The organism is Phaeobacter sp. JH20_08 (assembly GCF_048056635.1).
GTDB classification, from domain to species: Bacteria; Pseudomonadota; Alphaproteobacteria; order Rhodobacterales; family Rhodobacteraceae; genus Phaeobacter; species Phaeobacter bryozoorum.
In genome coordinates this window covers 136,401-158,072 of record NZ_JAYMVV010000007.1, presented here as the reverse complement: position 1 = coordinate 158,072, position 21,672 = coordinate 136,401, and the positions used below count along the sequence as shown (strand labels likewise).

The 21,672-nt window shown below is 62.5% G+C and carries 20 protein-coding genes; 10 read left to right on the top strand and 10 right to left on the bottom strand.

Annotation, left to right across the window (positions count from 1 at the left end; all coding sequences use genetic code 11):
* Positions 1-27: 27 nt before the first annotated feature.
* Positions 28-1,977, bottom strand: a complete 1,950-nt coding sequence (locus tag VWY75_RS08750) for a 4Fe-4S binding protein (protein WP_416537511.1) — start codon at positions 1,975-1,977, stop codon at positions 28-30.
* Between the two features lie 394 nt (positions 1,978-2,371).
* Here VWY75_RS08750 and VWY75_RS08745 point away from each other — a divergent pair, with 394 nt between their 5' ends.
* The 10 genes from VWY75_RS08745 to VWY75_RS08700 all read left to right on the top strand — a co-directional run bounded on the left by VWY75_RS08745 (position 2,372) and on the right by VWY75_RS08700 (position 12,470).
* A complete protein-coding gene (locus tag VWY75_RS08745; protein WP_340547534.1) occupies positions 2,372-2,908 on the top strand; it encodes a DUF3305 domain-containing protein in 537 nt (178 codons plus the stop codon).
* The gene (locus VWY75_RS08740) at positions 2,905-3,669 is read left to right on the top strand and encodes a DUF3306 domain-containing protein (RefSeq protein ID WP_416537510.1); all 765 of its coding nucleotides are present in this window, start codon (positions 2,905-2,907) and stop codon (positions 3,667-3,669) included. Before VWY75_RS08745 ends, VWY75_RS08740 begins: the two co-directional genes overlap by 4 nt.
* A 42-nt stretch (positions 3,670-3,711) precedes the next feature.
* Positions 3,712-4,359 carry a TorD/DmsD family molecular chaperone gene (locus VWY75_RS08735; RefSeq protein ID WP_416537509.1) on the top strand — a complete coding sequence of 216 codons (648 nt, stop codon included), beginning with the start codon at positions 3,712-3,714 and terminating at the stop codon, positions 4,357-4,359.
* 59 nt (positions 4,360-4,418) lie between these two features.
* On the top strand, positions 4,419-4,610 hold the full coding sequence (locus tag VWY75_RS08730; protein WP_340547413.1) for a twin-arginine translocation pathway signal protein: 192 nt from the start codon (positions 4,419-4,421) through the stop codon (positions 4,608-4,610).
* Positions 4,611-4,717: 107 nt separating this feature from the next.
* Entirely contained in the window at positions 4,718-7,693 is a 2,976-nt protein-coding gene (locus tag VWY75_RS08725; protein ID WP_340547412.1) for a formate dehydrogenase subunit alpha, read from the top strand.
* A 12-nt stretch (positions 7,694-7,705) separates the two neighbouring features.
* The gene (gene fdh3B / locus VWY75_RS08720; protein ID WP_014875661.1) at positions 7,706-8,299 is read left to right on the top strand and encodes a formate dehydrogenase FDH3 subunit beta; all 594 of its coding nucleotides are present in this window, start codon (positions 7,706-7,708) and stop codon (positions 8,297-8,299) included.
* A 94-nt stretch (positions 8,300-8,393) separates the two neighbouring features.
* On the top strand, positions 8,394-9,641 hold the full coding sequence (locus tag VWY75_RS08715) for a formate dehydrogenase subunit gamma (RefSeq protein ID WP_340547411.1): 1,248 nt from the start codon (positions 8,394-8,396) through the stop codon (positions 9,639-9,641).
* Between the two features lie 6 nt (positions 9,642-9,647).
* Entirely contained in the window at positions 9,648-10,982 is a 1,335-nt protein-coding gene (locus VWY75_RS08710) for a c-type cytochrome (protein ID WP_416537508.1), read from the top strand.
* 4 nt (positions 10,983-10,986) lie between these two features.
* Positions 10,987-11,112, top strand: a complete 126-nt coding sequence (locus tag VWY75_RS08705) for a hypothetical protein (protein ID WP_340547409.1) — start codon at positions 10,987-10,989, stop codon at positions 11,110-11,112.
* On the top strand, positions 11,109-12,470 hold the full coding sequence (locus VWY75_RS08700) for a sigma-54 dependent transcriptional regulator (RefSeq protein WP_340547408.1): 1,362 nt from the start codon (positions 11,109-11,111) through the stop codon (positions 12,468-12,470). Before VWY75_RS08705 ends, VWY75_RS08700 begins: the two co-directional genes overlap by 4 nt.
* 51 nt (positions 12,471-12,521) lie before the next feature.
* On the opposite strand, the gene VWY75_RS08695 is transcribed toward VWY75_RS08700, so the two are convergent.
* The 9 genes from VWY75_RS08695 to VWY75_RS08655 form a co-directional block, all read right to left on the bottom strand.
* Positions 12,522-14,492, bottom strand: a complete 1,971-nt coding sequence (locus VWY75_RS08695) for a cache domain-containing protein (protein WP_416537583.1) — start codon at positions 14,490-14,492, stop codon at positions 12,522-12,524.
* A 161-nt stretch (positions 14,493-14,653) separates the two neighbouring features.
* Positions 14,654-15,385, bottom strand: coding sequence for an SDR family NAD(P)-dependent oxidoreductase (locus VWY75_RS08690; protein WP_416537507.1), 732 nt, complete (start codon positions 15,383-15,385; stop codon positions 14,654-14,656).
* Entirely contained in the window at positions 15,382-16,113 is a 732-nt protein-coding gene (locus VWY75_RS08685; RefSeq protein WP_416536622.1) for an SDR family NAD(P)-dependent oxidoreductase, read from the bottom strand. Before VWY75_RS08685 ends, VWY75_RS08690 begins: the two co-directional genes overlap by 4 nt.
* A gap of 1 nt (position 16,114) precedes the next feature.
* Positions 16,115-16,663, bottom strand: a complete 549-nt coding sequence (locus tag VWY75_RS08680) for a DUF3833 domain-containing protein (RefSeq protein WP_416537506.1) — start codon at positions 16,661-16,663, stop codon at positions 16,115-16,117.
* On the bottom strand, positions 16,660-17,883 hold the full coding sequence (locus tag VWY75_RS08675) for an MFS transporter (protein WP_416537505.1): 1,224 nt from the start codon (positions 17,881-17,883) through the stop codon (positions 16,660-16,662). Before VWY75_RS08675 ends, VWY75_RS08680 begins: the two co-directional genes overlap by 4 nt.
* Entirely contained in the window at positions 17,883-18,413 is a 531-nt protein-coding gene (locus VWY75_RS08670; protein ID WP_416537504.1) for a chalcone isomerase family protein, read from the bottom strand. Before VWY75_RS08670 ends, VWY75_RS08675 begins: the two co-directional genes overlap by 1 nt.
* On the bottom strand, positions 18,406-19,563 hold the full coding sequence (locus VWY75_RS08665; RefSeq protein ID WP_416537503.1) for a class I SAM-dependent methyltransferase: 1,158 nt from the start codon (positions 19,561-19,563) through the stop codon (positions 18,406-18,408). Before VWY75_RS08665 ends, VWY75_RS08670 begins: the two co-directional genes overlap by 8 nt.
* Positions 19,563-20,315: a DUF1365 domain-containing protein gene (locus tag VWY75_RS08660; protein WP_416537502.1), complete on the bottom strand. Its 753-nt coding sequence runs from the start codon at positions 20,313-20,315 to the stop codon at positions 19,563-19,565. Before VWY75_RS08660 ends, VWY75_RS08665 begins: the two co-directional genes overlap by 1 nt.
* Positions 20,312-21,601, bottom strand: coding sequence for an NAD(P)/FAD-dependent oxidoreductase (locus VWY75_RS08655; protein WP_416537501.1), 1,290 nt, complete (start codon positions 21,599-21,601; stop codon positions 20,312-20,314). The genes VWY75_RS08660 and VWY75_RS08655 overlap by 4 nt, the downstream gene beginning before the upstream one ends.
* Positions 21,602-21,672: the final 71 nt, after the last annotated feature.

The window sequence follows — 21,672 nt, the reverse complement described above, 5'->3', positions numbered from 1 at the left end:
TCATCATCTTATCGCGGCATTTCGGGATCAGTGATCCTTGCGTTTGCTGAGGTAGTCCTCGGTGGTGCGGACACGGGGGCGCTCCGCGCCTGCAAAGGGCGAGTTCTTTTGATGGAACTGCGCGTTGACCCGGCAGTTGTCACACATCTGGATCATCCGGGCGGCATCCGGGTTGGCGAACATCGAATGTTTCCCGGCCAGTTTCTCGGTGATCTTGTCGATGGTGGATTTGACGCCGAAGAGCGAACCGCATTCGACGCAGGCAAAGGGTTCTTCCTCGTGCAGGACCACCTGTGACAGCGCGTCGGATGTCAGGTTCAGGCGTGGCTCGTAGCGGATCGCGTCCTCCGGGCAGACATTGGCGCAGAGACCGCATTGCAGACAGGCATCCTCCTGAAAGCGCAGCTGCGGCAGGTCCGGGTTGTCCCCCAGCGCGCCGGAGGGGCAGAGCGAGACACAGGAGAGGCAGAGCGTGCATTTGTCGGCGGCGACCAGAACAGCGCCATAGGGGGCGCCTTCGGGCAGGGGCAGCGTTTCGGCTTCGGGCAGCAGAGCCTTGGCGGCCTGACGGGTGATCTGGCGCCGGGTGCCCATCGGGCGCTGCGGGGTTTCCACCCGCGCCTGAGCGCCGCTGCGGTCAAAGAGGCGGTCGCTCAGCTGATCCGGGTCGTTCAGCTCCAGCAGATGCAGGTAGGGCCCGGCAATCGCCGTGGCCAGAGCCAGCTCTTGGTCCTGCACGTCGCGCTCAGCCCTGGGCGAGAGCAGCACCGAAACCTCGGCGAAACCGGCAGCGAGGGCGGCGAGGGCTTCGGCGTGACCAAAACTGTTGAGCGCCTCAACCGACAGGGGGATCACATCCGCCGGCAGGCCGCGGCCGTGGCGGGCGGCCAGCTCGACCATCTGATCACCGTGCTGATCGACCACCAGCAGGCGGGGGGCGCTGCCACCAGCCTCTGCATATGCCTTGGCCAGGGTCTGGATCCGGCGCATCAGCGCATCGGTTGGCGGCGCGTCATAGGTGATTGCGCCGGAGGGGCAGAGCACGGCGCAGGAGCCACATCCGGCGCAGATCATCGGGTCAATGCTGACATGATCGCCGGCCGGGCTGATGGCACCGGTCGGGCAGACATCGAGGCAGCGGGTGCAACCGGTCTGCTCGGCGCGCGAATGGGCGCAAAGCAACGGCTCGCTGCGCACGTAGAGGGGTTTTTCGAAAGTGCCGACCAGCTGGCTGGCGCTCAGCGTGGCCTCGGCGATGGCCGGGGCGGACTTTGGATCGGCGCGCAGGTAGCCGTCACGTTTTTCGGGCGCGGGAAACAGCGGCTGGCCGCCGCGCAGGTCGAGAATGATATCGCAGACCGACTGCCCGCCGTCGCGCGCCTCGTCCCAGGTCCAGCTGCGCCCGGTGACGTCCAGCTGTTGCAGCCGGTCGATGGTGACGGAAAACTGTCCCAAGGCGCCCCGCGCATGGCGCAGCTGGCCGGAAATCACATCGTAGGCGCGGCTATGAGGGGGGGCGCTCGGCGTCTCGAGAAGCACGGTCACCGCGAGGCTCTCCTGAAGCCGCTCGGCTGCGGCATAGGCCACCTCCGGCGCGCCAAGGATCAGGCAGAGCCCCTCCGAATGCAGGTCTATGGTCTTTGACAGGGGCGGTGTCAGCGTTGCCTCAGCAATCAACGCGGTCATTTTGGGCAGCGTCGAGGCGGTATCGGCGGTCCATCCGGCCCGGTCGCGCAGGTCGACAAAGGCCGGGGCCGGCTGGTCGATTTCCTCTGCCAGTGCCTCGAAAATCCGGTGCTCCTGGGCGCAGCAAATAATTGCGTCCCCCTGCGAGATGGCCTGTGCCGCCTGTTCGATCTGATCGGTGCAAAGCGCTGAATGCAGCTTTGAACAGGGCAGGCCTGTGCTACGGGACAATGCCTCGGAATCGATTGATTGCGTTCCGGCACAATCACATAGAATCAATTGCTTAGACATGTTTTCTCCGCGTGTTTCTCGCTTGGTGAAAGCAGCAGAAATCCGCCACTCCGGGCTTAGACTAGGCATGTTTGCGCAAGCAGGTAAACCGCAATTTGCCGGTCAGCCGTGCCGCCGGGTGGCTTAGATGAGGCAAGTGATTCGCCGTGGCAAGGCATCGCGCTTCCCCTGCGTTAAGCCTGAGTGAATTAGTCGAATTAGACTTTTCGTCCGCACTGTCCAAAGGGGGCATATCGGGCTGGTCAAATTGACCTTTGATGTTGATTTAACGCGCCATCAGCAAAAGTTATCTTCCCGTGTGGTCGCAGAATGCGGCACTGTTTTGTCAACCGAACTGACCAAATAGGGCGTTGACGTGTCTGAGACCGGGGATCGCAGTGCAAAGACGGATGTGATGCCGCTGGGTGTCGTCCTGCGGCGTCAGCCGGGGGTGACCCGTTGGGCGCGCTGGTCGTGGAAGGCAACCTCGGTGCTACCGGGCGCGGCGCAGGCGGACTGGCAGCTGTTACGCGAAGCGGGCGAGGTGCGGGAGTACCACGCCGCCACCCTGCCGCTGGAGCTGCACCGGAGCGAGGCCGAGGCCTATCTGCACGGGCTGACCGCGGAACCACCCTGCATCTATGTGGTCCTGCGCGACGGCGTGTCGGACGACCGGCCGCTTGAGGTGCTCTTGGTGACGGCCTCGCCCTATGAGGCGCAGGATTACGCCGACAACGGCGAGGATCTGGTGGAAAAAGTACCGATGCCGGACGGGCTGATTGCCTGGGTCCGCGATTTTGCGCAGCTGCATTTTCACGACGAGCCGTTCAAGAAACGGCGCCGGGACCGGGTCAAGACCGACGCCAGCGAGGACGGAATCGGCGATCCGCGCATCTCGCAGATGACCGATGTCTATCGCTCGCCCGCCCTGAAGAAGGCGCGCCTGTCATGAGCCGGGATGATTTCTGGTCCCGCCGCCGCGCCCGTGTTGCGGCCGAACAGGAGGCTGAGGCCGCCGAGGTCGCTGCTGCCGCACGTCAGGCCGCCGAAGAGGCGCTGGAGGAGAAAAGTGACGCCGAGATCCTGCAAGAGCTGAACCTGCCGGACCCCGATGAGATGCAACAGGGCGATGACTTCAGCGTGTTCCTGAAAGAGACCATTCCGGCGCGGATCCGTACCCGCGCCCTTCGCCGTTTGTGGACCAGCAATCCGGTTCTGGCCAATGTCGACGGGCTGTTGGATTACGGCGAGGATTTCACCGACAGCGCCATGGTGATCGAGAATCTTCAGACCGCATATCAGGTCGGCAAGGGCATGACCGCGCATGTAGAGGAGCTGGCGCGGCAGGCGGAAGAGGCCGCAGCCACGACCGCTGACACCGAGCAGGAGGCTGAAGCGCTGGCCGCTGAGGAGACGGTCGCGGCGGTCGCGCCGCATGAGGCAGCCTCATGCGACTCTTTGCAGGCCGGTGCTGGGCAGGCCGAGACAGCGCCGCTCGAATCCGTGCGCCGCCCGACCATGGGCTTGCAGTCGCCGTCAGATGGTGCCGGTCCAGACCATGCACAGGAGGCGGCAGCCCGGATGCAGTCAATGCCGACAGCGGCTGATCCCGTCTTTGCCGCTGTTGCTGATCCCGTTCCCGATCCGGTGGCGTCGGCGCCGAGGCGTATGCGCTTCACCTTTGCCGCTGACACCAACGCACCCGTCACCTGACCCACCCGAAACCCAGACCAAGACCCCTGCGAGGAGACACATATGACCGCCGAGCACGCCCAGACAGAGACAGCCGAACAGACGGCCGGTCCTGCCATTCCGCAGGATGAAGACCGTCTGCGTGCGGATCTCTACAATTTTCTGGGCCTGATGCTGTCGGGGCCGCCGGATGAGATGCTGTTGGCGCAGGTGGCCGGTTTATCCGGGGATGACACCGACTTGGGCACGGCGATCAACGCGCTGGCGAAAATCGCGCGGCTGACCAAACCTGCGGCCGCTGAGCGGGAGTTTAACAAGCTGTTCATCGGTCTGGGCCGTGGCGAGCTGCTGCCCTATGCCAGCTACTATCTGACCGGATTTCTGAACGAGAAACCGCTGGCAGCCCTGCGGCAGGACATGGCCGCGCGGGGCATGACACGGGCCCAGAATGTCTATGAGCCGGAGGATAATATCGCCTCCCTTATGGAGATGATGGGGGCGCTGATTGCCGGACGTTTCGGCACGGCAGCACCGCTGGGTGACCAGAAACAGTTCTTCAACAAACACATAGGCCCCTGGGCCGGGCATTTCTATTCCGATCTGGAGGCGGCGAAGAACTCGGTTCTTTATGCCGCCGTCGGTGCCGTGGGCCGGGTCTTCATGGAGATCGAGGCCGAAGGATTTCGAATGAGTGCGGAGCAATCCGCCTGAGCCGGGACGGCGTGCCGTCCTTAACCCACGTGAGCCAACCAACTGAGGAGGAGGATCACATGACCAGAAAGACCGAGGAGGCCCAGAGCCGCCGCGACTTTCTCAAGCTGGCAGCGACCACAACGCCGATTGCGGCGATTGCGGTGGCGACGACCGGCGGCACGGCCGAGGCGGCCGAGCCTGACCTGACATCGGAAGTGATGCAGGATACCGCGCACACCCGCGCCTATTACGACAGTCTCCGGTTCTGACCGACCGGTGATGTTTTGAACGCCCACGGCGACTGGTTGCGTGACGCCCGACTGCCAAAGGCCCCCGATAACCCAGCGAACCCGTAAGGGAAGCAAGGGAGGAACACATGCTTAGGAAAAAGACCAACGGGGTTGCGCGACGCCCCCAGCGGACCAGTATCCTGTCCAAGGTTGCAGAAAGCTCCGTTGACCGCCGCGCGTTTCTGCGCGGATCCGGCCTCGCGATTGGTGGGCTTGCCGCCATCAGCGCCACCGGTGGATCCGTCACCAAGGCCAATGCCGCCACGGCTGCGGCTGGCGCGGTGGAAACCGTCAAATCCGTCTGCACCCACTGCTCGGTCGGCTGTACCGTCGTAGCAGAGGTGCAGAATGGCGTCTGGACCGGTCAGGAACCCGGGTGGGACAGCCCGTTCAACCTCGGCGCCCATTGTGCCAAGGGGGCCTCCGTGCGCGAACACGCCCATGGAGAACGCCGTCTGAAGTACCCGATGAAGAAAGAAGGCGGGGAATGGAAGCGCATCAGCTGGGAACAGGCGATCAACGAGATCGGCGACGGCATGATGCAGATCCGCGAAGAGAGCGGACCCGACAGCGTCTATTGGCTTGGCTCGGCCAAGCATAACAACGAACAGGCCTATCTGTTCCGCAAGTTCGCCGCCTATTGGGGCACCAATAACGTCGACCACCAGGCGCGGATCTGTCACTCGACCACGGTTGCGGGTGTTGCGAATACATGGGGCTACGGCGCCATGACCAACAGCTACAACGATATCCATAACTCCAAGGCGATCTTCATCATCGGCGGTAACCCGGCAGAGGCGCATCCTGTCTCGCTGCTGCATGTTCTGAAGGCCAAGGAGCAGAACAACGCGCCGCTTATCGTCTGCGATCCGCGTTTCACCCGCACGGCAGCCCATGCCGATGAATATGTGCGTTTCCGCCCCGGCACCGATGTGGCGCTGGTCTGGGGGATCCTGTGGCATATCTTCGAGAACAGCTGGGAAGATAAAGAATTCATCCGCACCCGTGTCTGGGGCATGGATCAGATCCGCGAAGAAGTGGCCAAGTGGACGCCCGAGGAGGTCGAGCGTGTGACCGGCACCCCCGGCAGCCAGCTGAAGCGCGTGGCGCGGACAATGGCCAACAACCGCCCCGGCACCGTGATCTGGTGTATGGGTGGCACCCAGCACACCACCGGCAACAACAACACCCGCGCCTACTGCATTCTGCAGCTTGCGCTGGGCAACATGGGCACATCGGGCGGCGGCACCAATATCTTCCGTGGCCACGACAACGTGCAGGGCGCAACCGACCTTGGCGTTCTGAGCCATACATTGCCGGGTTACTATGGCCTGTCGGCGGGCGCATGGGCGCATTGGGGCCGTGTCTGGGGTGAGGATAGCGAATGGCTTGCCGGTCAGTTCGACACCACCAAAGGGGCCGATGGCAAGGACAAGTCGATGCAGAACCTGACGGGTATTCCGGTCAGCCGCTGGATCGACGGCATTCTGGAAGACAAGGCGAACATAGACCAGCCCAATAACGTGCGGGCCATGGTCCTGTGGGGCCATGCGCCGAACTCTCAGACCCGTATGACGGAGATGAAGACGGCGATGGAGAAGCTGGACATGCTGGTCGTTGTCGACCCGTATCCCACCGTCTCTGCGGTGCTGCATGATCGCACCGATGGTGTCTATCTGCTGCCCGCCTGTACCCAGTTCGAGACCCGGGGTTCGGTCACCGCGTCCAACCGGTCCTTGCAGTGGCGCGACAAGATCGTCGATCCGCTGTTCGAAAGCTTGCCGGACCATGTGATCATCGCCAAATTCGCCAATAAATTCGGCTGGGGCGACCGGTTCTTCCGCAATATCGAGATGGAAGATGCCGAGACCCCGAATGTCGAAAGCGTCACCCGCGAATTCAACCGTGGTATGTGGACGATCGGCTATACCGGCCAGTCGCCGGAGCGGATGAAAACGCATATGGCCAATCAGCACACCTTTGACCGCACCACGCTGCGGGCGGTGGGTGGTCCTGCTGACGGCGATTACTACGGGATGCCCTGGCCCTGCTGGGGAACCGCTGAAATGGGTCACCCGGGCACGCCAAACCTCTATGACATGTCAAAACCGGTCTCCGAGGGCGGCCTGACCTTCCGCGCGCGCTTTGGTGTGGAACGGGATGGCGACAACCTGCTGGCAGAAGGTGTCTATTCCGCAGGCTCCGACATTCAGGATGGTTATCCTGAGTTCACCTATCAGATGCTGAAGGATCTGGGCTGGCACACCGAGCTGACCGCGTCCGAGCGGGCCTTTATCGCCAAGGCTGCCGGGGTGGATGGGTTTGCCGATTACACCCACGAAGTCGGCGAGCAGAGCATGTCGCCCTTCCCGTCGGACTATGACGACAAGGTGGCCAAGGTGAACTGGAAAACTGACCTGTCGGGCGGCATCCAGCGGGTTGCCATCGCGCATGAATGTGCGCCCTTCGGCAACGCCAAGGCGCGTGCCGTGGTCTGGACCTTCCCGGATCCGGTGCCAATCCATCGCGAGCCGCTCTATACCAACCGCCGGGATCTGGTCGAAGACTACCCGACATATGAGGACCGTCACGCCTACCGGCTGCCGACCCTCTATGCGTCGATCCAGAAGAACGACGTCTCCAAGGAATATCCGATCATCCTGACCTCAGGTCGTCTGGTCGAATATGAAGGCGGCGGCGAAGAAACCCGGTCCAACCCGTGGCTTGCGGAATTGCAGCAGGACATGTTCGTCGAGATCCACCCGCGCGATGCCAACAATATCGGCATTCGCGATGGCTCTCAGGTCTGGGTCGAAGGCCCGGAAGGCGGCAAGGTCAAAGTCATGGCAATGGTCACAGAGCGGGTCGGAGAGGGCGTTGCCTTCATGCCGTTCCACTTTGGCGGTCACTACCAGGGCACGGATCTGCGCGACAAATACCCGGATGGGGCTGACCCCTATGTTCTGGGCGAAAGCTGCAATGTCGCACAGACCTATGGCTACGACAGCGTGACCCAGATGCAGGAGACCAAATGTACTCTCTGCAAAATCAGCGCAGCATAAGGAGAAAGAGATATGGCAAGAGCGAAGTTTCTCTGTGACGCCGAACGCTGCATTGAATGCAACGCCTGCGTGACGGCCTGTAAGAACGAGCATGAGGTGCCCTGGGGCATCAACCGGCGTCGGGTGGTGACCATCAATGATGGCAAACCCGGCGAGCGGTCGATCTCGGTCGCCTGTATGCATTGCTCGGACGCACCCTGTATGGCGGTGTGCCCGGTCGATTGCTTCTACCAGAACGAAGAAGGCGTGGTCCTGCACTCCAAGGATCTCTGCATTGGCTGTGGCTATTGCTTCTACGCGTGCCCCTTTGGTGCGCCGCAGTATCCGCAGGCGGGCAACTTTGGCAGCCGCGGCAAGATGGACAAATGCACCTTCTGCGCCGGTGGTCCCGAGGAGACGCATTCCAATGCGGAATTCTCCAAATACGGGCGCAACCGGATTGCAGAGGGTAAGCTGCCCATCTGCGCCGAGATGTGCTCAACCAAGGCGCTGTTGGCCGGTGACGGCGATGTCGTGTCTGCGGTCTACCGCGAACGCGTTGTCGCCCGTGGCTTTGGCTCGGGTGCATGGGGCTGGGGGACAGCCTATGACCAGAAGGGCGGCTGATCAGCCCTCTTTGACATGAAGGGATGGCCCGCCCGCGCGGGCCGTCCTGTTTTCCTGTTCAGTTTCCAAGACAACCCATGAAGGAGTGTGGCCCATGCTGCGCATCGCCTTTGCAATTCTGATGCAACTGACGCTGATGGCGGGGATCGCTGCGGCGCAGGACACCCAGGGTGCCCCTGCGGCGGAGGCGGTGCCGGATCGCAGTGCCACGGGTGGGGCGCAGACGCTGGAGGATATCCTGGCCCGTCAGCGCGGCGAAAAAATCGACGACAGTTTCCGCAGCGACGATACCGGTGCGGGCGCGATTGGCGCCGGGATCACGCAACAGCTGGGCACGCTCGGTGGGGCCTCCGATCCCGAACTCTGGCGCGCAATCCGCTACAACGCGGCAGATCTGCGGGTCTCGGCGGGTGGCGATGTTGCCACTGTTCTGGTGCAGGATGGCGGTATGCGCTGGCTGACTTTCCGCGATGGGCCGCTTCGCACCTATGGTGGCTGGCTATTGCTGGGCACGATAGGCTTTCTGGCGCTGTTCTATCTGTTGCGGGGCCGTATTCGCATAGACGAGCCCTCCACCGGACGCACGGTCACCCGCTTTCAGTTCATCGAACGCTTTGCCCATTGGATGCTGGCGGGATCCTTCATTCTGCTGGGCGTTACCGGATTGGCCAGCCTGTTTGGCCGGATGGTGATCGCCCCCTATCTGGGCAAGGAGATCAACGCGGGCCTGCTGATCTGGAGCAAATGGGTCCACAACAATGTTTCCTGGGCGTTCATGCTGGCGCTGATCATGGTGTTTGTCATGTGGGTGGCCCACAATATCCCCAACCGTACGGATCTGGTGTGGATCCGCCAGATGGGCGGCATTGTCGGCAAGGCCCATCCGCCCGCTAAGAAGTTCAACTTTGGCCAGAAGCTGATTTTCTGGTCGGTGATTGTTCTTGGAACCTCCATTTCGGTTTCGGGCCTGTCGCTCCTGTTCCCGTTTGAGATGCCGCTCTTTGCCAAGACCTTTGCCATCTTGAATGATCTCGGCCTGCCGCAGCTGGTGGGTTATGGCACCCTGCCGGTTGACCTTGCACCGCAGGAAGAAATGCAGCTGGCCCAGAGTTGGCACGCCATTATCAGCTTTGTGCTGATGGCGATTATTCTGGCGCATATCTACATCGGCTCGCTGGGTATGGAAGGTGCCTTTGACGCGATGGGAACCGGCGACGTGGACGAGGCTTGGGCGCATCAGCACCACTCCATCTGGTTGGAGGAAATGCGCGAAAAGGGCGAAGTCACGCCAGAGGGCAGCAGCGGTAGCGGCAGCGCCAAGGGCGCAACACCGGCGGAGTGACCGGCGGTGTGGTGCCGCCTGTCAGCGCTGGTCCTGCGGACGGGCTATCTGTGGGCCGCCTGCGCTGCGACTGTTCTGGCGCTGCCCGCAGGTGCCGATCCGGCCGACGGGGATGAGTTCACCACGTTGAAAGGCCACGGCGGCCCGGTGATGGCCTTGGCGGTGTCGCCTGAGGGTCAGGTGGCCACCGGCAGTTTCGACAATGCCGTGGGCCTGTGGAGCGATCGCACGCCACGCTGGCTTGAGGCCCATGATGCAGCGGTCACCGCTCTGGCCTTTGTCGATGCCGGTCGTCTGGTCACGGCGGGGGATGATTTCGCGCTCTACCTGTGGCCGAAGGGCGGCCAGCAGGCCGAGCTGATCGGCCGCCATCTGGGCAAGATCCGGGCGCTGGCCATTGCCCCTGACCGCGAAATGCTGGTGTCGGCGAGCTGGGACGGCAATATCGGCCTCTGGCCATTTGACGGAGGAGCGGAACAGCGCATAGCTGTTGGCAGTGGCATCAATGACGTGGCAATCGGACCAGGGGGGGCGATTTATGCCGCCACGATGGAGGGGCAGATACTGGTCTACGAGGACGCAGGCCAACCGCCCCGGCGCCTGGTCGATCAGGGCTTTGGCATCAACCAGCTGGCGCTTGGCCCCGGTGGCGACTGGCTGGCCTATGGGGCTGTGGATGGCGCGACGCGCGTTGTCGACACACAGACCGGCGAGCCTGTAGCCGATTTCACGCTGGAGCGACGGCCTATCCTTGCAATGGCCCATCATGAGGGCACCGCGCGGCTCGCCGTCGGGGACGGGCAGGGCTATATCATGATGGTGGACACCGAGACCTGGCGCATCAGTGCCGATTTTCGCGCCACCCGCGACGGGCCGGTCTGGGCGCTGGAGTTTGCGCCGGACGGGCAGACCATCTGGGCCGCCGGGCTGGATGATCTGGCCTATGGCTGGCCGGTTGCCCTGATGGGAGAGGCCGAGGCACAGATGGCAGGCAACCGCGGGTTCCTGAAGGACCCCGAAACGATGCCCAACGGCGAACGGCAGTTCATGCGGAAATGCTCGATCTGCCACGCGCTCGGCCCCGGTGAGAGTCGCAAGGCGGGACCGAGCCTATATGATGTTTTTGGTCGTCCCGCCGGCACGCTGGCGGGTTATCGCTATTCGCAGGTCCTTGATGGATCTGATATAATCTGGGGAGAGGCGACAATTGATGCCCTCTTCGATCTGGGGCCGGATCACTATATCCCCGGCTCCAAGATGCCGATGCAGCGGATTACCGATCCGCAGGACCGGCGCGATCTGATTGCGTTTCTGAAACGCGCAACCAAGGTGGAGAAGTAACACAATGAAAGCCATGTTGACGGGGTTTGCCGCCATCATCGTGATCGCCGCCGGCGCCAATCTGGCACTGGATCAGGCGGGGTTCGCCTCTTATGAGGTGCATTCCGGGCCGGCCGTCCGACTGGATTGACCGTGCTGACAACCGCGCCGCCGCCCCGCGATGAATATGGGGAAAACCTTGCCGGTGCGTCGATCCTGGTGATCGATGATGAACCAGGTATGCGCAATTTCATGACCAAGATCCTGACCCCCCGCTGCAAGCGGGTGGAGCAGGCGGCGTCTGCTGCGGAGGCGTCCAATATTCTGGATCAGGCGCATTTCGACCTGATCATCCTCGACAATATCATGCCCGGCAAAACCGGGCTGGAATGGGTGCAGGAACAGCATAAGGTCGGCCTGTTTGCCGACACGGTGCTGGTCACCGCCTATGCGGATCTGGAAACTGCCATTCAGGCGCTGCGGGTCGGGGTGGCGGATTTCGTGCTGAAACCGTTTCGCGCCAATCAGATCCTCAATTCCGTGGCACGGGCCCTGGACCGCAAGCATCTGCGGCGGGAAAACTACCTGCTGAAACATGCGCTATCGGCGGAGGGCACCGCTGCGCGGGGGCGTTTGCTGGGGAAATCTCCTGCGATTCAGACCGCGCGTGACATGATTACCCGGCTGGCGCCGCTGCCGACGCCTGTGTTGTTCACCGGCGCCAGTGGTACCGGCAAGGAAATCGCGGCGCGGACGCTGCATTCGCTGTCGGACCGCGCGGAGAAGCCGTTTGTGGCGGTGAACTGCGCGGCCATCGCGCCTGATCGCATCGCGCATGAGCTGTTCGGTATGGTGGATTCGCAGGACCGCCGACAGGACGGGCTGTTTCTTTATGCTGATGGCGGCACGCTGTTTCTGGACGAGGTGGCCCAGATGCCCGAACAGGTGCAGGCCGCGCTGCTCCGCGTGCTGGAGGACCAGCGCATCCGGCCGGTCGGCGCAGAGCGCGATATCCCGCTGAACCTGCGGTTCCTGTTTGCCACCAATGCCGATCTGGAACAGGCCGTGGCCGAGGGCCGTTTCCGTGCCGATCTCTATCACCGGATCAATATCGTCAACATCCAGATGCCACCGCTGCGTGAACGGGTTGAGGATATCGTGGAGCTGGCGGCGCTGTTTATGGAGCAGTTCTCTACCACGCTGGCCATGCCTGCGCTGGAGCTCGACGCTGAGACCCTGCTGAAATTCAGCCGCTACGACTGGCCCGGCAATGTGCGTGAGCTGCGCAACCTGATTGAACGGTCGGTCATTCTCGGCGCCTTTCCTGAGGAGTTCGCAGGCACCGGCGGGATCACGGGCAGTGCTGCGATGGATACGCTCGATCTGGTGATGCAGCGCCATATCGTGCATGTGCTGGATGCCTGTGACGGCAATCGCGCCGAGGCCGCCCGACGGTTGGGGGTTTCGCGGAAAACGATTGATCGAAAATGCGCCAGTTGGGGGCTGTGATATCATCCGAGCGATAGGTGGATGGACGGCCAGCGTGTCGCGGGCTGTGGCTCAGTCCCCGGCCTTGACCGCAGGCAGCCAGATCGAAAAGACGGCGCCTTTGATCTCCCCGTTCTCAATCCGGGTGTCGGCCGAAATCACCCCGCCGGCGCGCTGAATCAGGGTCTGGCTTATCGACAGCCCCAGCCCGGTGCCTTCGCCCAGTTTGGTGGTGTAGAACGGGTTGAACACCGACGGCAGATCTTCGGCAGCGATGCCCGGCCCGGTGTCCGAAACCTCAAGACAGGCGCCGCTGACACCGTCGCGCTCCATCGGCCTCAGGGCCAGCAGGAGCCTGCCGCAGCCCTCCATGGCCTGCGCCGCGTTGAGGATCAGGTTGATCACCACCTGCTGCAATTCGCCCGGGTCTATGCGAACCGGTGGCGTTGCGGCGAACTGTTTTTCAACGGTAATGGCCTGTTTGGTGATCACGTGATCGACCAGCACCAGACAGTCGGAGACAACCGGGGCCAGATCCAGGCTTTCCTCGAAGGTGCCAAATTCGGTGGGGCGCGCAAATTGCAGCAGTTTGCCAACGATGGCGCTGATCCGCAGTATCTGATCGTCAATCAGCGCCAGCTCGGTGTCCACTTCCTCGGCGGCGGCGCCCAGAGTCATCCGCATCACATCGACGTTGCCCTGGATCACGGCGACAGGATTGTTGATCTCATGCGCCACACCGGCGGTGATCTCGCCGATGGAGGCAAGTTTCTCACTCATCACCAGCTGCTTATAGGTTGCCTCCAGTTTTTCGTTGGCGGCGCGCAGTTCGGCGGTGCGCTGGTCGACACGCGCGTTCAGCTCCTCTGCCCAGTCGCGCAGTTTCTGGTCGCGATCCTGAACCTGATCAAGCAGGCTGTCGAGATGGGCCGCAACCTGTCCGATCTCGTCACGGCGCCCGACATTGCCGTTGCGCGCGGTCAGATCGCCACGTTCGACACGGGCCATGGTGTGGCTCATCTGCTCCAGAGGCGCAAAGATCCCTTTGGCCAGCCACAGGAACAGGGGCGCGGACAACAGCAGAACGGACAGGAATGACAGCACCACAGTCCAATAGGCGGAGAGTTTGGCCGCCGCAAAGGGCGCCTCAAGGAAGCCGACATAGAGCATCCCAACGCGACGCCCGAAGCTGTCGGTGAGCGGCAGATAGCCGGAGATATACCAGTCGTTCACCACAAAGGCACGGTCGAGCCAGGTCTGCCCCTCACCCAGCACCGCATCGCGCACCGCCTGCGAAACCCTGGTGCCAAGGGCGCGGACGTCTTCAAACAGGCGAACGTTTGTGGAGATACGGGTATCTTCCAAAAACAGTGTCGCAGTGCCCTTGCGGCTGATGCGATGACTGTCGCCCAGATAGACCAGGGCATTGATCGTATCGATGAAATCAAGATCCCGGTTCAGAAGTCGGCCCGCCACCAGCACGCCTTCACTGCCGTTATTGGTCACCGGCGCGGCGGAATGGATGACCATGCCGCGATCTTCCGCCGGTCGGGTTGTCGGCGCGGCGGCCTCGGTCTCGATCAGGGAAATACGGGCCCGGTCACGCAGGTCGGCAGAGATCTCATCCAGGTCCGCAGCGGAGAAAATGTCGATTTCCGAGGCCAGCCTGCCCTGCGCGGCGCGGTCGATCACCGGCCAGCGGCGCGCCTCGCGGTCAATATTGCGCAATGGCAGATAATAGAGGAAATCAAGCTGGAGGGATTGCCGCTGCTGGTCAAGAAACCGCAACTGATCCTGCAACGGTGCGCGCAGGACCTCGGCAAACCGGGCCGAGCTGGCGATTGCTGCCAGATCATCGCCGGTATTGGCCTGCAACTGGCGCAAATACTGGTCGGCGATTTTCAGATCGCTTTCTACATTGACGATCAGAACATTGTCGTAATCCGCGTTCCAGCGCGCCATGGCCACGACCAGCAGCAGCGGCATCACCACGCTGAGCGGCAGAAGTGCGAGCAATAGGAGGCGGAGCCGGACGGATTTCAAGGCGGCAAGGTCCTGTAGGCAGCTGGCACATCGGGTGAGTCCGCAGAGCGCATGGCTGCGTGCGGTGTTCACCCACTGTCGCATGGGGCCTGCTGGATGAGCAAGTCCGGCGCTGTGTTTGATGACACGGTCGCCACGATCTGGTGGCGATCAGCCCATCATCAGGCTGGGATTTCCTTGCCTGCCCAGTCGAACACCCGCCCGCTGTCCTTGGCCGATATCCGGTCGATCACCTGGGCGAGGTAGGCCGCGGCCTGATGCGGCTCGAACAGGGCGTCGTCGGGGACGTTCTTTGAAAAAGGTTCCGACAGCGGTGTTTTTACGGTGCCGGGATGCAGGCCGACACAGATCATCTCCTCGTTGCTGCGCGCGGTTTCGATGGCGTAGTTGCGGATCAGCATGTTCAGTGCCGCTTTGGAGGCGCGATAGGCGTGCCAGCCGCCGAGGCCATTGTCGCTGATCGAGCCGACCCGCGCGGACAGGGCGGCAAAGACCGCGCGCCCCTTGCGAGGCATGATCGGCAGCAGATGTTTGGCAATGATAGCGGGGGCAAAGGTGTTTATTTCAAACACCTTTCGGAACGCCACCGGGTCCTGCTGACGATAGGATTTCTCAGGCTTAAGCCCGGCCTCGTCGGAGAGAACCCCGGTTGCAACGACGACCAGATCAGGGGCGATCCCCCTGCGGCGCAGATCATCGGCAAACCCGGCCAGCTGGTCCTCATCCGTGATATCGGCGCGGTAGCTGTCGACGCCGGCCTTCGGTGGCAATACGCCGCGCGCGACCGCCGTCAGGCTGGCGGGGTTTCGCGCCGCAAAATGGTCAACCAGCGCAGACCCGATGCCACCGGAGGCACCGATAATGACGATGTGGCGCGGCGAATGGGGGCTCATTTTCCCGCCCCCATCAGGCGCAGGAACAGTTTGCGGGGAAGATGTTTGCCGATGGTGAAGACCCAGGCGAAGGGAGCGGGGAAACTGGTGCTGAAGCGCCCGCTTCGCATCGCTTTCAGGCAGGCATCTGCGGCCTCATCCGGGGTCTGGATCATCGGCATCTTGAAATCGTTCTTGTCGGTCAGACGGGTTTTGATGAAACCCGGATTGATCACCTGAACCTTTATGGGGGTCTGGATCAGATCGGCCTGGAGGTTCTCGGCCATGTGTATAACGGCCGATTTCGACGCGCCATAGCCGGTCGCTCCGGGCAGGCCCGTGTGACCGGCGAGTGAGCCGATCAGCACGATATGCCCTTCGTTGGCAGCGACCATCTGCGGTATGACGCGGCCAACCACACGAATTGCGCCCATGAAGTTCACGTCGCAGATCAGCTCGACCTTCTCGGCGTCCCAGTCCTGCGCAGGCATCGGGTCATAGGCCCCGGCACAGTAAAGGAGGCCATCCACCTTGCCGATCTGCTCCACGGCCCGGCTGATGGCGTCGGGATCGGTCACATCCAGTGGCAGGGCAGTGGCATTGCTCAGCGTGCCCGCCAGCTCCTGCAGGCGCTCTTCGCTGCGCGCTGACAGCACCAGCCGCGCGCCTGCGGCATCCAGCTTCTCGGCGATCGCACGCCCCAGCCCCTCGCTCGCGCCGACGATCCACCATGTCTGTCCTGCAAACATCTCACTCTCCCTTCGGTCGCATGGTGGCGATCAGCTCGGCCACCTTGATGCCGAATTTGCGCATTTCGGAGCGGTTCATGATCGTGCCGTTCTCCATCAGATACATCCAGTCGATGACATCCAGCACATGGCCACCGGCGCTTTCTGGCAGGCGGATGCGATAGGTCAGGCGCACGGCGGCTCCCATCTGCTGACCCTGTCCGGTGCCGATGATGTCATCTGCGGTGGCGGTGAAGCTGCCGTTTTCGCCCATGGTGAGGAACCATTTCCGCATCTGCGTGCCGCCGCTGGCGTAGGAGAAATTCTCGCTCAACGTGCCGGTGTCGCCCTCCCATTCGCCCGTCATCGTGGCGACAAACCGCGAGGAGACGCGCCCCATCGGGCCGTAAATCATACCTTCGGAGATCATCTCGCCGCTCAGATGTGTGCGAATGTCGAAGGCTGGACTGGTATTGGCATAGTGTTCGGGGTGCTGGCTGCGAAATCCCAGCCCAGGGCGAAGGAGCGCAAGCAGCAGCAACAGAATGATGGCAACAAGCAGGAGTTTCATGACGCGGTTACCTTTCCAGGGAGGCGGATCACCATCGCGATGGCGATAAGTTTGATGCAGCAGGGAATGATTGCGTAGGCCCATGTTAGCGTCTGCAGGGCGGCGGCGCTGTTTTCGCCACCGGGGGTGAAGCCGCTCATCTGCAGAAGCGGCAGCAGGAGCACAGCAGCGGCGGCAAGCGCGAGTTTGGCAGCAAAGGACCACAGCCCGAAGGCCTGCCCCGCCTGCAACCCGGCGCGCGCCAATGCGCGTGAAAACAGCACCGGCAGGATCACCATATCCGCGCCGAGCGCGGCCCCCGAACCAATGCAGATGGCGGCAAAGCCAAGGCTGGCGCCGGGCGGAAGAAAGGCTGCGGAGATAAAGGCAAGGATCGCCAGTGCCATCGCCGGAAACAACACCTCGCGCGCGCCGAACCGCTCTGCCGCGCGGGTCCATAGCGGAACCGATAGTCCCGCTGCGAGAAAGAACAGGACCAGAAAGGGGCCGGCCAGATCGGCAAGCGCCAACTTGTCCTCGACGAAGAACAGAAACAGTGTCGATGTCATGGCGACCGGCAGGCTGTTCACGAGGGCCAGCGCCAGCAGGCGAAGGCCACCCGCTGCACGCAGCGCGGTAATGGACAGCGGGTGTTCGGGGCGCGGTGCCGCTGTCCAGAGGCCGCGGGTCAGCCACCAGACCACACCGCAGAGTGCGGCCAGCATCCAGCCAAAAGCGGGGTAGCCGCCGTGGCCTGCGCCGACGGCAACCAGCGCGCCCGGCGCCAGGGCTGCCAGGATGATACCGGCCAATGTGCCGCCCTCGCGAAACCCGGCCAGACGGATCAGCGCCTCCGGGCTGCCTGCAAGCGCGGTGCTTTGCCCGTAGAACAAAACACTTCCGAGACTATAGGCTGTGAACAGAAGCACCAGGGCGATGACGAACCATGGCAGCACGCCCCCCGCTGCCGGGCGGTAGGTGTAGAGCAGGATGAACCCCACCGCCATGCCAAAGGCCGCCAGAGCTGCAAAGGTCGCGCGTTCCTGCGGCCAGCGGTCGGTGACCCAGCCCAGCAGGGGGTCCTGCACGAAATCCAGCACCCGTATCGCCGCCAGCACCGCTGCGAGGGTTGCCAGGCTCAGTCCCAGTTCCGCCGTCGCAAAGCGCGGCAGATGGATATAGAGCGGCAGACCGGCGGCGGCCAGCATCAGCGCAAATAGGGAGATACGGGTGGCTTGCATCAGTTGCCCCGCAGCTCGCTGGACAAACGCGCAGCGCGGCTGTTGGGCGACAGCCAGATATTCAGAAACCGCTTGCGGGCGTCTGCATGGCGCAGATCGCAGGTCTGTTTTCCGTTCAGATAGAGCGCCACCTGATCAGGCGCGCGGGTTGTTGCCACGAAGCTGTCGCCCGGTCTCACATCGCGAAAACAGCGATCCAGCTTGCCGACCAGCTGATCGTGATCGGCGCGCCTGCCTTCCAGCCGCAGCAGTTCCGCGACCGTGGCCTGCATCAGCTGGGATCTGCTGAAACCGCGCCGATAGCTGAGCTTGAGCGCCATCGGGTTCTGCCAGTCAAAGCGGGTCTGCCCTTCGGTGTAAAGGCTGGCATCATAGAGCGGCAGGCCAAACCAGCGGAAGGTGACCTCTCCCAGTTTGGTCGGGGAGCTGAGGCCGGTATTTGCCGTTGCAGCGCTGGCGAGACCCACTCCGAGACTGACGGCAAGTGCGGTGATGGCGGAGCGCAGGTGGTTTTGGCGGATCTCAGGCATGGGCCAGCTCCACCTGAACCACGTCCGTCTGGCCGACCTCGAAGGAGGCGGCGCAGGTTTCCAGATAGTAGCGCCAGTTGCGCAGGAAGGCCTCGCCATAGCCCAGAGAGTGGATTTTGGGGGTCATCGCGACAAGGCGCGCCGCCCATTCCCGGCAGGTGCGCGCGTAATCCTGGCCAAAGGCGAAATTATCCGTAACCTTCAGACCTGCGGTGCGCGCCTGATGTGAGATCACCGCATCAGAGAGCAACATGCCGCCCGGAAAAGTATACTGGCGGATATAGTCCGACGACTGCCGATAGATGTCGAAATAGCTGTCCTGAACGGTGATCGCCTGCACCACGGCGCGGCCGTCATCGGCCAGACGGTCTTTCAGCGTGGCGAAATAGCTGGGCCAATAGCGTTCGCCCACGGCCTCAACCATTTCGATGGAAACGATATTGTCGAATTTTCCCTCCGATTTGCGATAATCGCAAAGGCGGATATCTGCGCGCCCATCGAGCCTCGCGTCGGCATAACCAAACTGACTGGGGGAGATGGTCAGCCCGGTAACATGGCGCCCCTGTTCGGCGGCGCGGTCGGCAAATCCGCCCCAGCCGCAGCCAACCTCCAGGACGCGATCACCGGCGGTGAGGCGGCTCAGCACCCGGTCGTATTTGCGGGTCTGCGCACGCGCGAGGTCATTGTCACCCGGCGCAAAGAGGGCCGAGGAATAGGTCATGCTTTCGTCCAGCCACAGCTGGTAGAATTCATTGCCGACGTCGTAATGGGCCTTGATGTTCCGCGCCGCGCCCTTGATCGAATTGGCGCGCAGCATCCGGTCCACGACCCGGAACTTCATACTGGCCCAGAAACTCGGGTAGGCGTAATCGGTGAGATGATCGAGGTTGAGCAGCGCCACCTTGATGACGTCTTCGATGCTGGGCGTCTCCCAAAGTCCGGCGACATAGGCCTCGCCGAGGCCGATATCGCCGCGGGCGGCCATGGCGGTTATGGCGCTCCAGTCACGCAGCTGGATTTCGGCGCGTGGTTCACCGGTGCCGAAATCATGGGTGTCGCCCTCTGGGGTCAGCAGGCGCAGACTGCCCTTGCGGATGCGCGCGCAGCTGTCGAGAAAGTCGTGTTTTACGCGTTTGGTAAGGAAAATCATCAGCTGACCTCATGTTCCGGTGGGGTAGGGCGGGGGCGATAGCTGGCGCCCTTGAGTTTCAATTTCAGCGCCTGCCAGTAAATCAGCGCAACCGTGCGCAGCGTGCCGGCCGGGCGGCGCAGGCTGGAGCATATGAGTGCGGCGTTGCTTAGCGGCTGGCGTGGGCCGGTCAGCGTGGCGACCACCCCTTCGCCATCGTTCTTGTGGTCGATCCGGATGGCGATCCGCCGGGGGCCGATGTCGAAGTTGAACCAGTAGTCCCCGGCAATGTCCTGAAATGGAGAGACGTGAAAGATCTTCTTGGCCTGAAGCTTGTCGGAGGGGGCGATCGCGGTGAAGCCGGGTTTGTGACAGACATAGCTGTGCCGGTCGCCAAAGGTATTGCTGACCTCTGCGATGACCGCATGTAGCGCCTTGCCGCGAAAGGCCAGCCAGAAGCTGACCGGGTTGAAAATATGGCCCAGATAGCTCGGTTGAGTGAGCAGCCGAATGGTGATCCCCTCCATATCCAGCCCGGCGTGGGCGAACACGTCCTGCGCCCATGGCAGGCCGATCCCCTGTTTTGGTGCGCCACCATGGTGGCGATCATGGACCGCAGCCAGATTGAAGCGATTGCGCGAAAACAGCAGCGGGCCGCTCTCGGAGCGCGGGTCAATCAGCACATAGTCCACGCCGTAGCGAAAGCTGTTGGAGATGGCGCCATGGCGGGCATGGGTGGTCTGTCCGGCGATATGCTCGGGCCACAGGGTCATCCGATCACCCGTTCCCGCGCGCTGATGCCACGTGCGACGCGCACCGCGCTGGCAAAGCCGTCTTCGTGAAACCCATGCCGCAGATAGGCACCGGCAAACCAGGTGTTGTTCTGCCCCTGGATATCGGCAATCCGGCTTTGAGCACGCAGCGCGGCGGTGTCAAACACCGGATGGCGGAAAGTTTTTTGATCGTAGATCAGATCCGACCGCACATCCTTTACCGGGTTCAGCGAAACGAACAGAGGATCGTTTTCGTCGATATTCTGGAGCCGGTTCATCCAGTAGGTGACGCCGATGGCGGCCCGGTTGTCGCGGGTGTCAGCCTTGTAGACCCAGGACGACCAGCAGGCACGGCGGCGCGGCATCTGGTCGGTGTCGCGGTGCAGGATCATCTCGTTATCCTGATAGCGCATGACCCCCAGCGTTGCCTGCTCTGCCGCTGTCGGCTGCGCCAGCAAGCGCAGGCTGTCATCGGAATGGCAGGCCATCACCACCTGATCAAAGTTTTCGGAGGTGCCATCGGGGAGGTGGATGCGTACCCCCTCGGATGTCCGTTCGACGCTGCGCACCTGGGTGCCCGGACGCAATTGGCAGCCCATCTGGTCCAATCGGGCGGTCAGACGTCGGACATATTCGATGCTGCCGCCTTTGACCGTCCACCATTGATGCTGTCCAGAAGCGCTGAGCAATGCGTGATTGCGAAAGAAGCGGACCAGCGACTGCGCCGGAAAACCGCGGATTTCATCCGGCGGGGTCGACCAGATCGCGCCACAGATGGGCATCAGGTAATAGCGCTGGAACCAGTCGCCGAGCTTCAGATCATTGACCAGTTCGCCGATGGTGACGCTGTCACTCTTGGCGACCTCTTCGGCGTTGGCGTTAAAGCGCAGGATATCGCGTACCATGCGGAAAAAGGCGGGCCGCGCGATGTTGCGACGCTGCCCGAGCAGCGCCCCAAGATCTCGCAGACCGTATTCGACGCGGCCATCCCCGATGCTGGCACCGAAACTCATGTCGCTTTTGACCACGGGCACATCCAGATCGCGGAACATCGACGTCAGATGCGGATAGTTCACATAGTTGAAGACGATGAAGCCGGTATCCACGGGCTGGTCGCCATTACGACCGGCGACGACGGTCCGCGCGTGCCCACCCAGTCGCGGCGCGGCTTCATAAAGCGTGACGTTGTGGCTTTTTGCGAGCAGCCAGGCGGTGGCAAGCCCGGAGATGCCACCACCGACAACGGCGATACGCTGGCGAGCGGATGATAATGCGTCGAAGGACATGCTGTCTCCATCTGTGATTTCAACTTGTTACGGGCCGCTCGCCCGGGCGGATCAAAAAAGATGATGATTAA

Excerpts from the sequence above, each read along its gene's own strand:
- VWY75_RS08750 (WP_416537511.1), bottom strand. The coding sequence starts at position 1,977 with ATGTCTAAGCAATTGATTCTATGTGATTGTGCCGGAACGCAATCAATC.
- VWY75_RS08745 (WP_340547534.1), top strand. The coding sequence starts at position 2,372 with ATGCCGCTGGGTGTCGTCCTGCGGCGTCAGCCGGGGGTGACCCGTTGG.
- VWY75_RS08740 (WP_416537510.1), top strand. The coding sequence starts at position 2,905 with ATGAGCCGGGATGATTTCTGGTCCCGCCGCCGCGCCCGTGTTGCGGCC.
- VWY75_RS08735 (WP_416537509.1), top strand. The coding sequence starts at position 3,712 with ATGACCGCCGAGCACGCCCAGACAGAGACAGCCGAACAGACGGCCGGT.
- VWY75_RS08730 (WP_340547413.1), top strand. The coding sequence starts at position 4,419 with ATGACCAGAAAGACCGAGGAGGCCCAGAGCCGCCGCGACTTTCTCAAG.
- VWY75_RS08725 (WP_340547412.1), top strand. The coding sequence starts at position 4,718 with ATGCTTAGGAAAAAGACCAACGGGGTTGCGCGACGCCCCCAGCGGACC.
- fdh3B (WP_014875661.1), top strand. The coding sequence starts at position 7,706 with ATGGCAAGAGCGAAGTTTCTCTGTGACGCCGAACGCTGCATTGAATGC.
- VWY75_RS08715 (WP_340547411.1), top strand. The coding sequence starts at position 8,394 with ATGCTGCGCATCGCCTTTGCAATTCTGATGCAACTGACGCTGATGGCG.
- VWY75_RS08705 (WP_340547409.1), top strand. The coding sequence starts at position 10,987 with ATGAAAGCCATGTTGACGGGGTTTGCCGCCATCATCGTGATCGCCGCC.
- VWY75_RS08690 (WP_416537507.1), bottom strand. The coding sequence starts at position 15,385 with ATGAGCCCCCATTCGCCGCGCCACATCGTCATTATCGGTGCCTCCGGT.
- VWY75_RS08685 (WP_416536622.1), bottom strand. The coding sequence starts at position 16,113 with ATGTTTGCAGGACAGACATGGTGGATCGTCGGCGCGAGCGAGGGGCTG.
- VWY75_RS08680 (WP_416537506.1), bottom strand. The coding sequence starts at position 16,663 with ATGAAACTCCTGCTTGTTGCCATCATTCTGTTGCTGCTGCTTGCGCTC.
- VWY75_RS08675 (WP_416537505.1), bottom strand. The coding sequence starts at position 17,883 with ATGCAAGCCACCCGTATCTCCCTATTTGCGCTGATGCTGGCCGCCGCC.
- VWY75_RS08670 (WP_416537504.1), bottom strand. The coding sequence starts at position 18,413 with ATGCCTGAGATCCGCCAAAACCACCTGCGCTCCGCCATCACCGCACTT.
- VWY75_RS08665 (WP_416537503.1), bottom strand. The coding sequence starts at position 19,563 with ATGATTTTCCTTACCAAACGCGTAAAACACGACTTTCTCGACAGCTGC.
- VWY75_RS08660 (WP_416537502.1), bottom strand. The coding sequence starts at position 20,315 with ATGACCCTGTGGCCCGAGCATATCGCCGGACAGACCACCCATGCCCGC.
- VWY75_RS08655 (WP_416537501.1), bottom strand. The coding sequence starts at position 21,601 with ATGTCCTTCGACGCATTATCATCCGCTCGCCAGCGTATCGCCGTTGTC.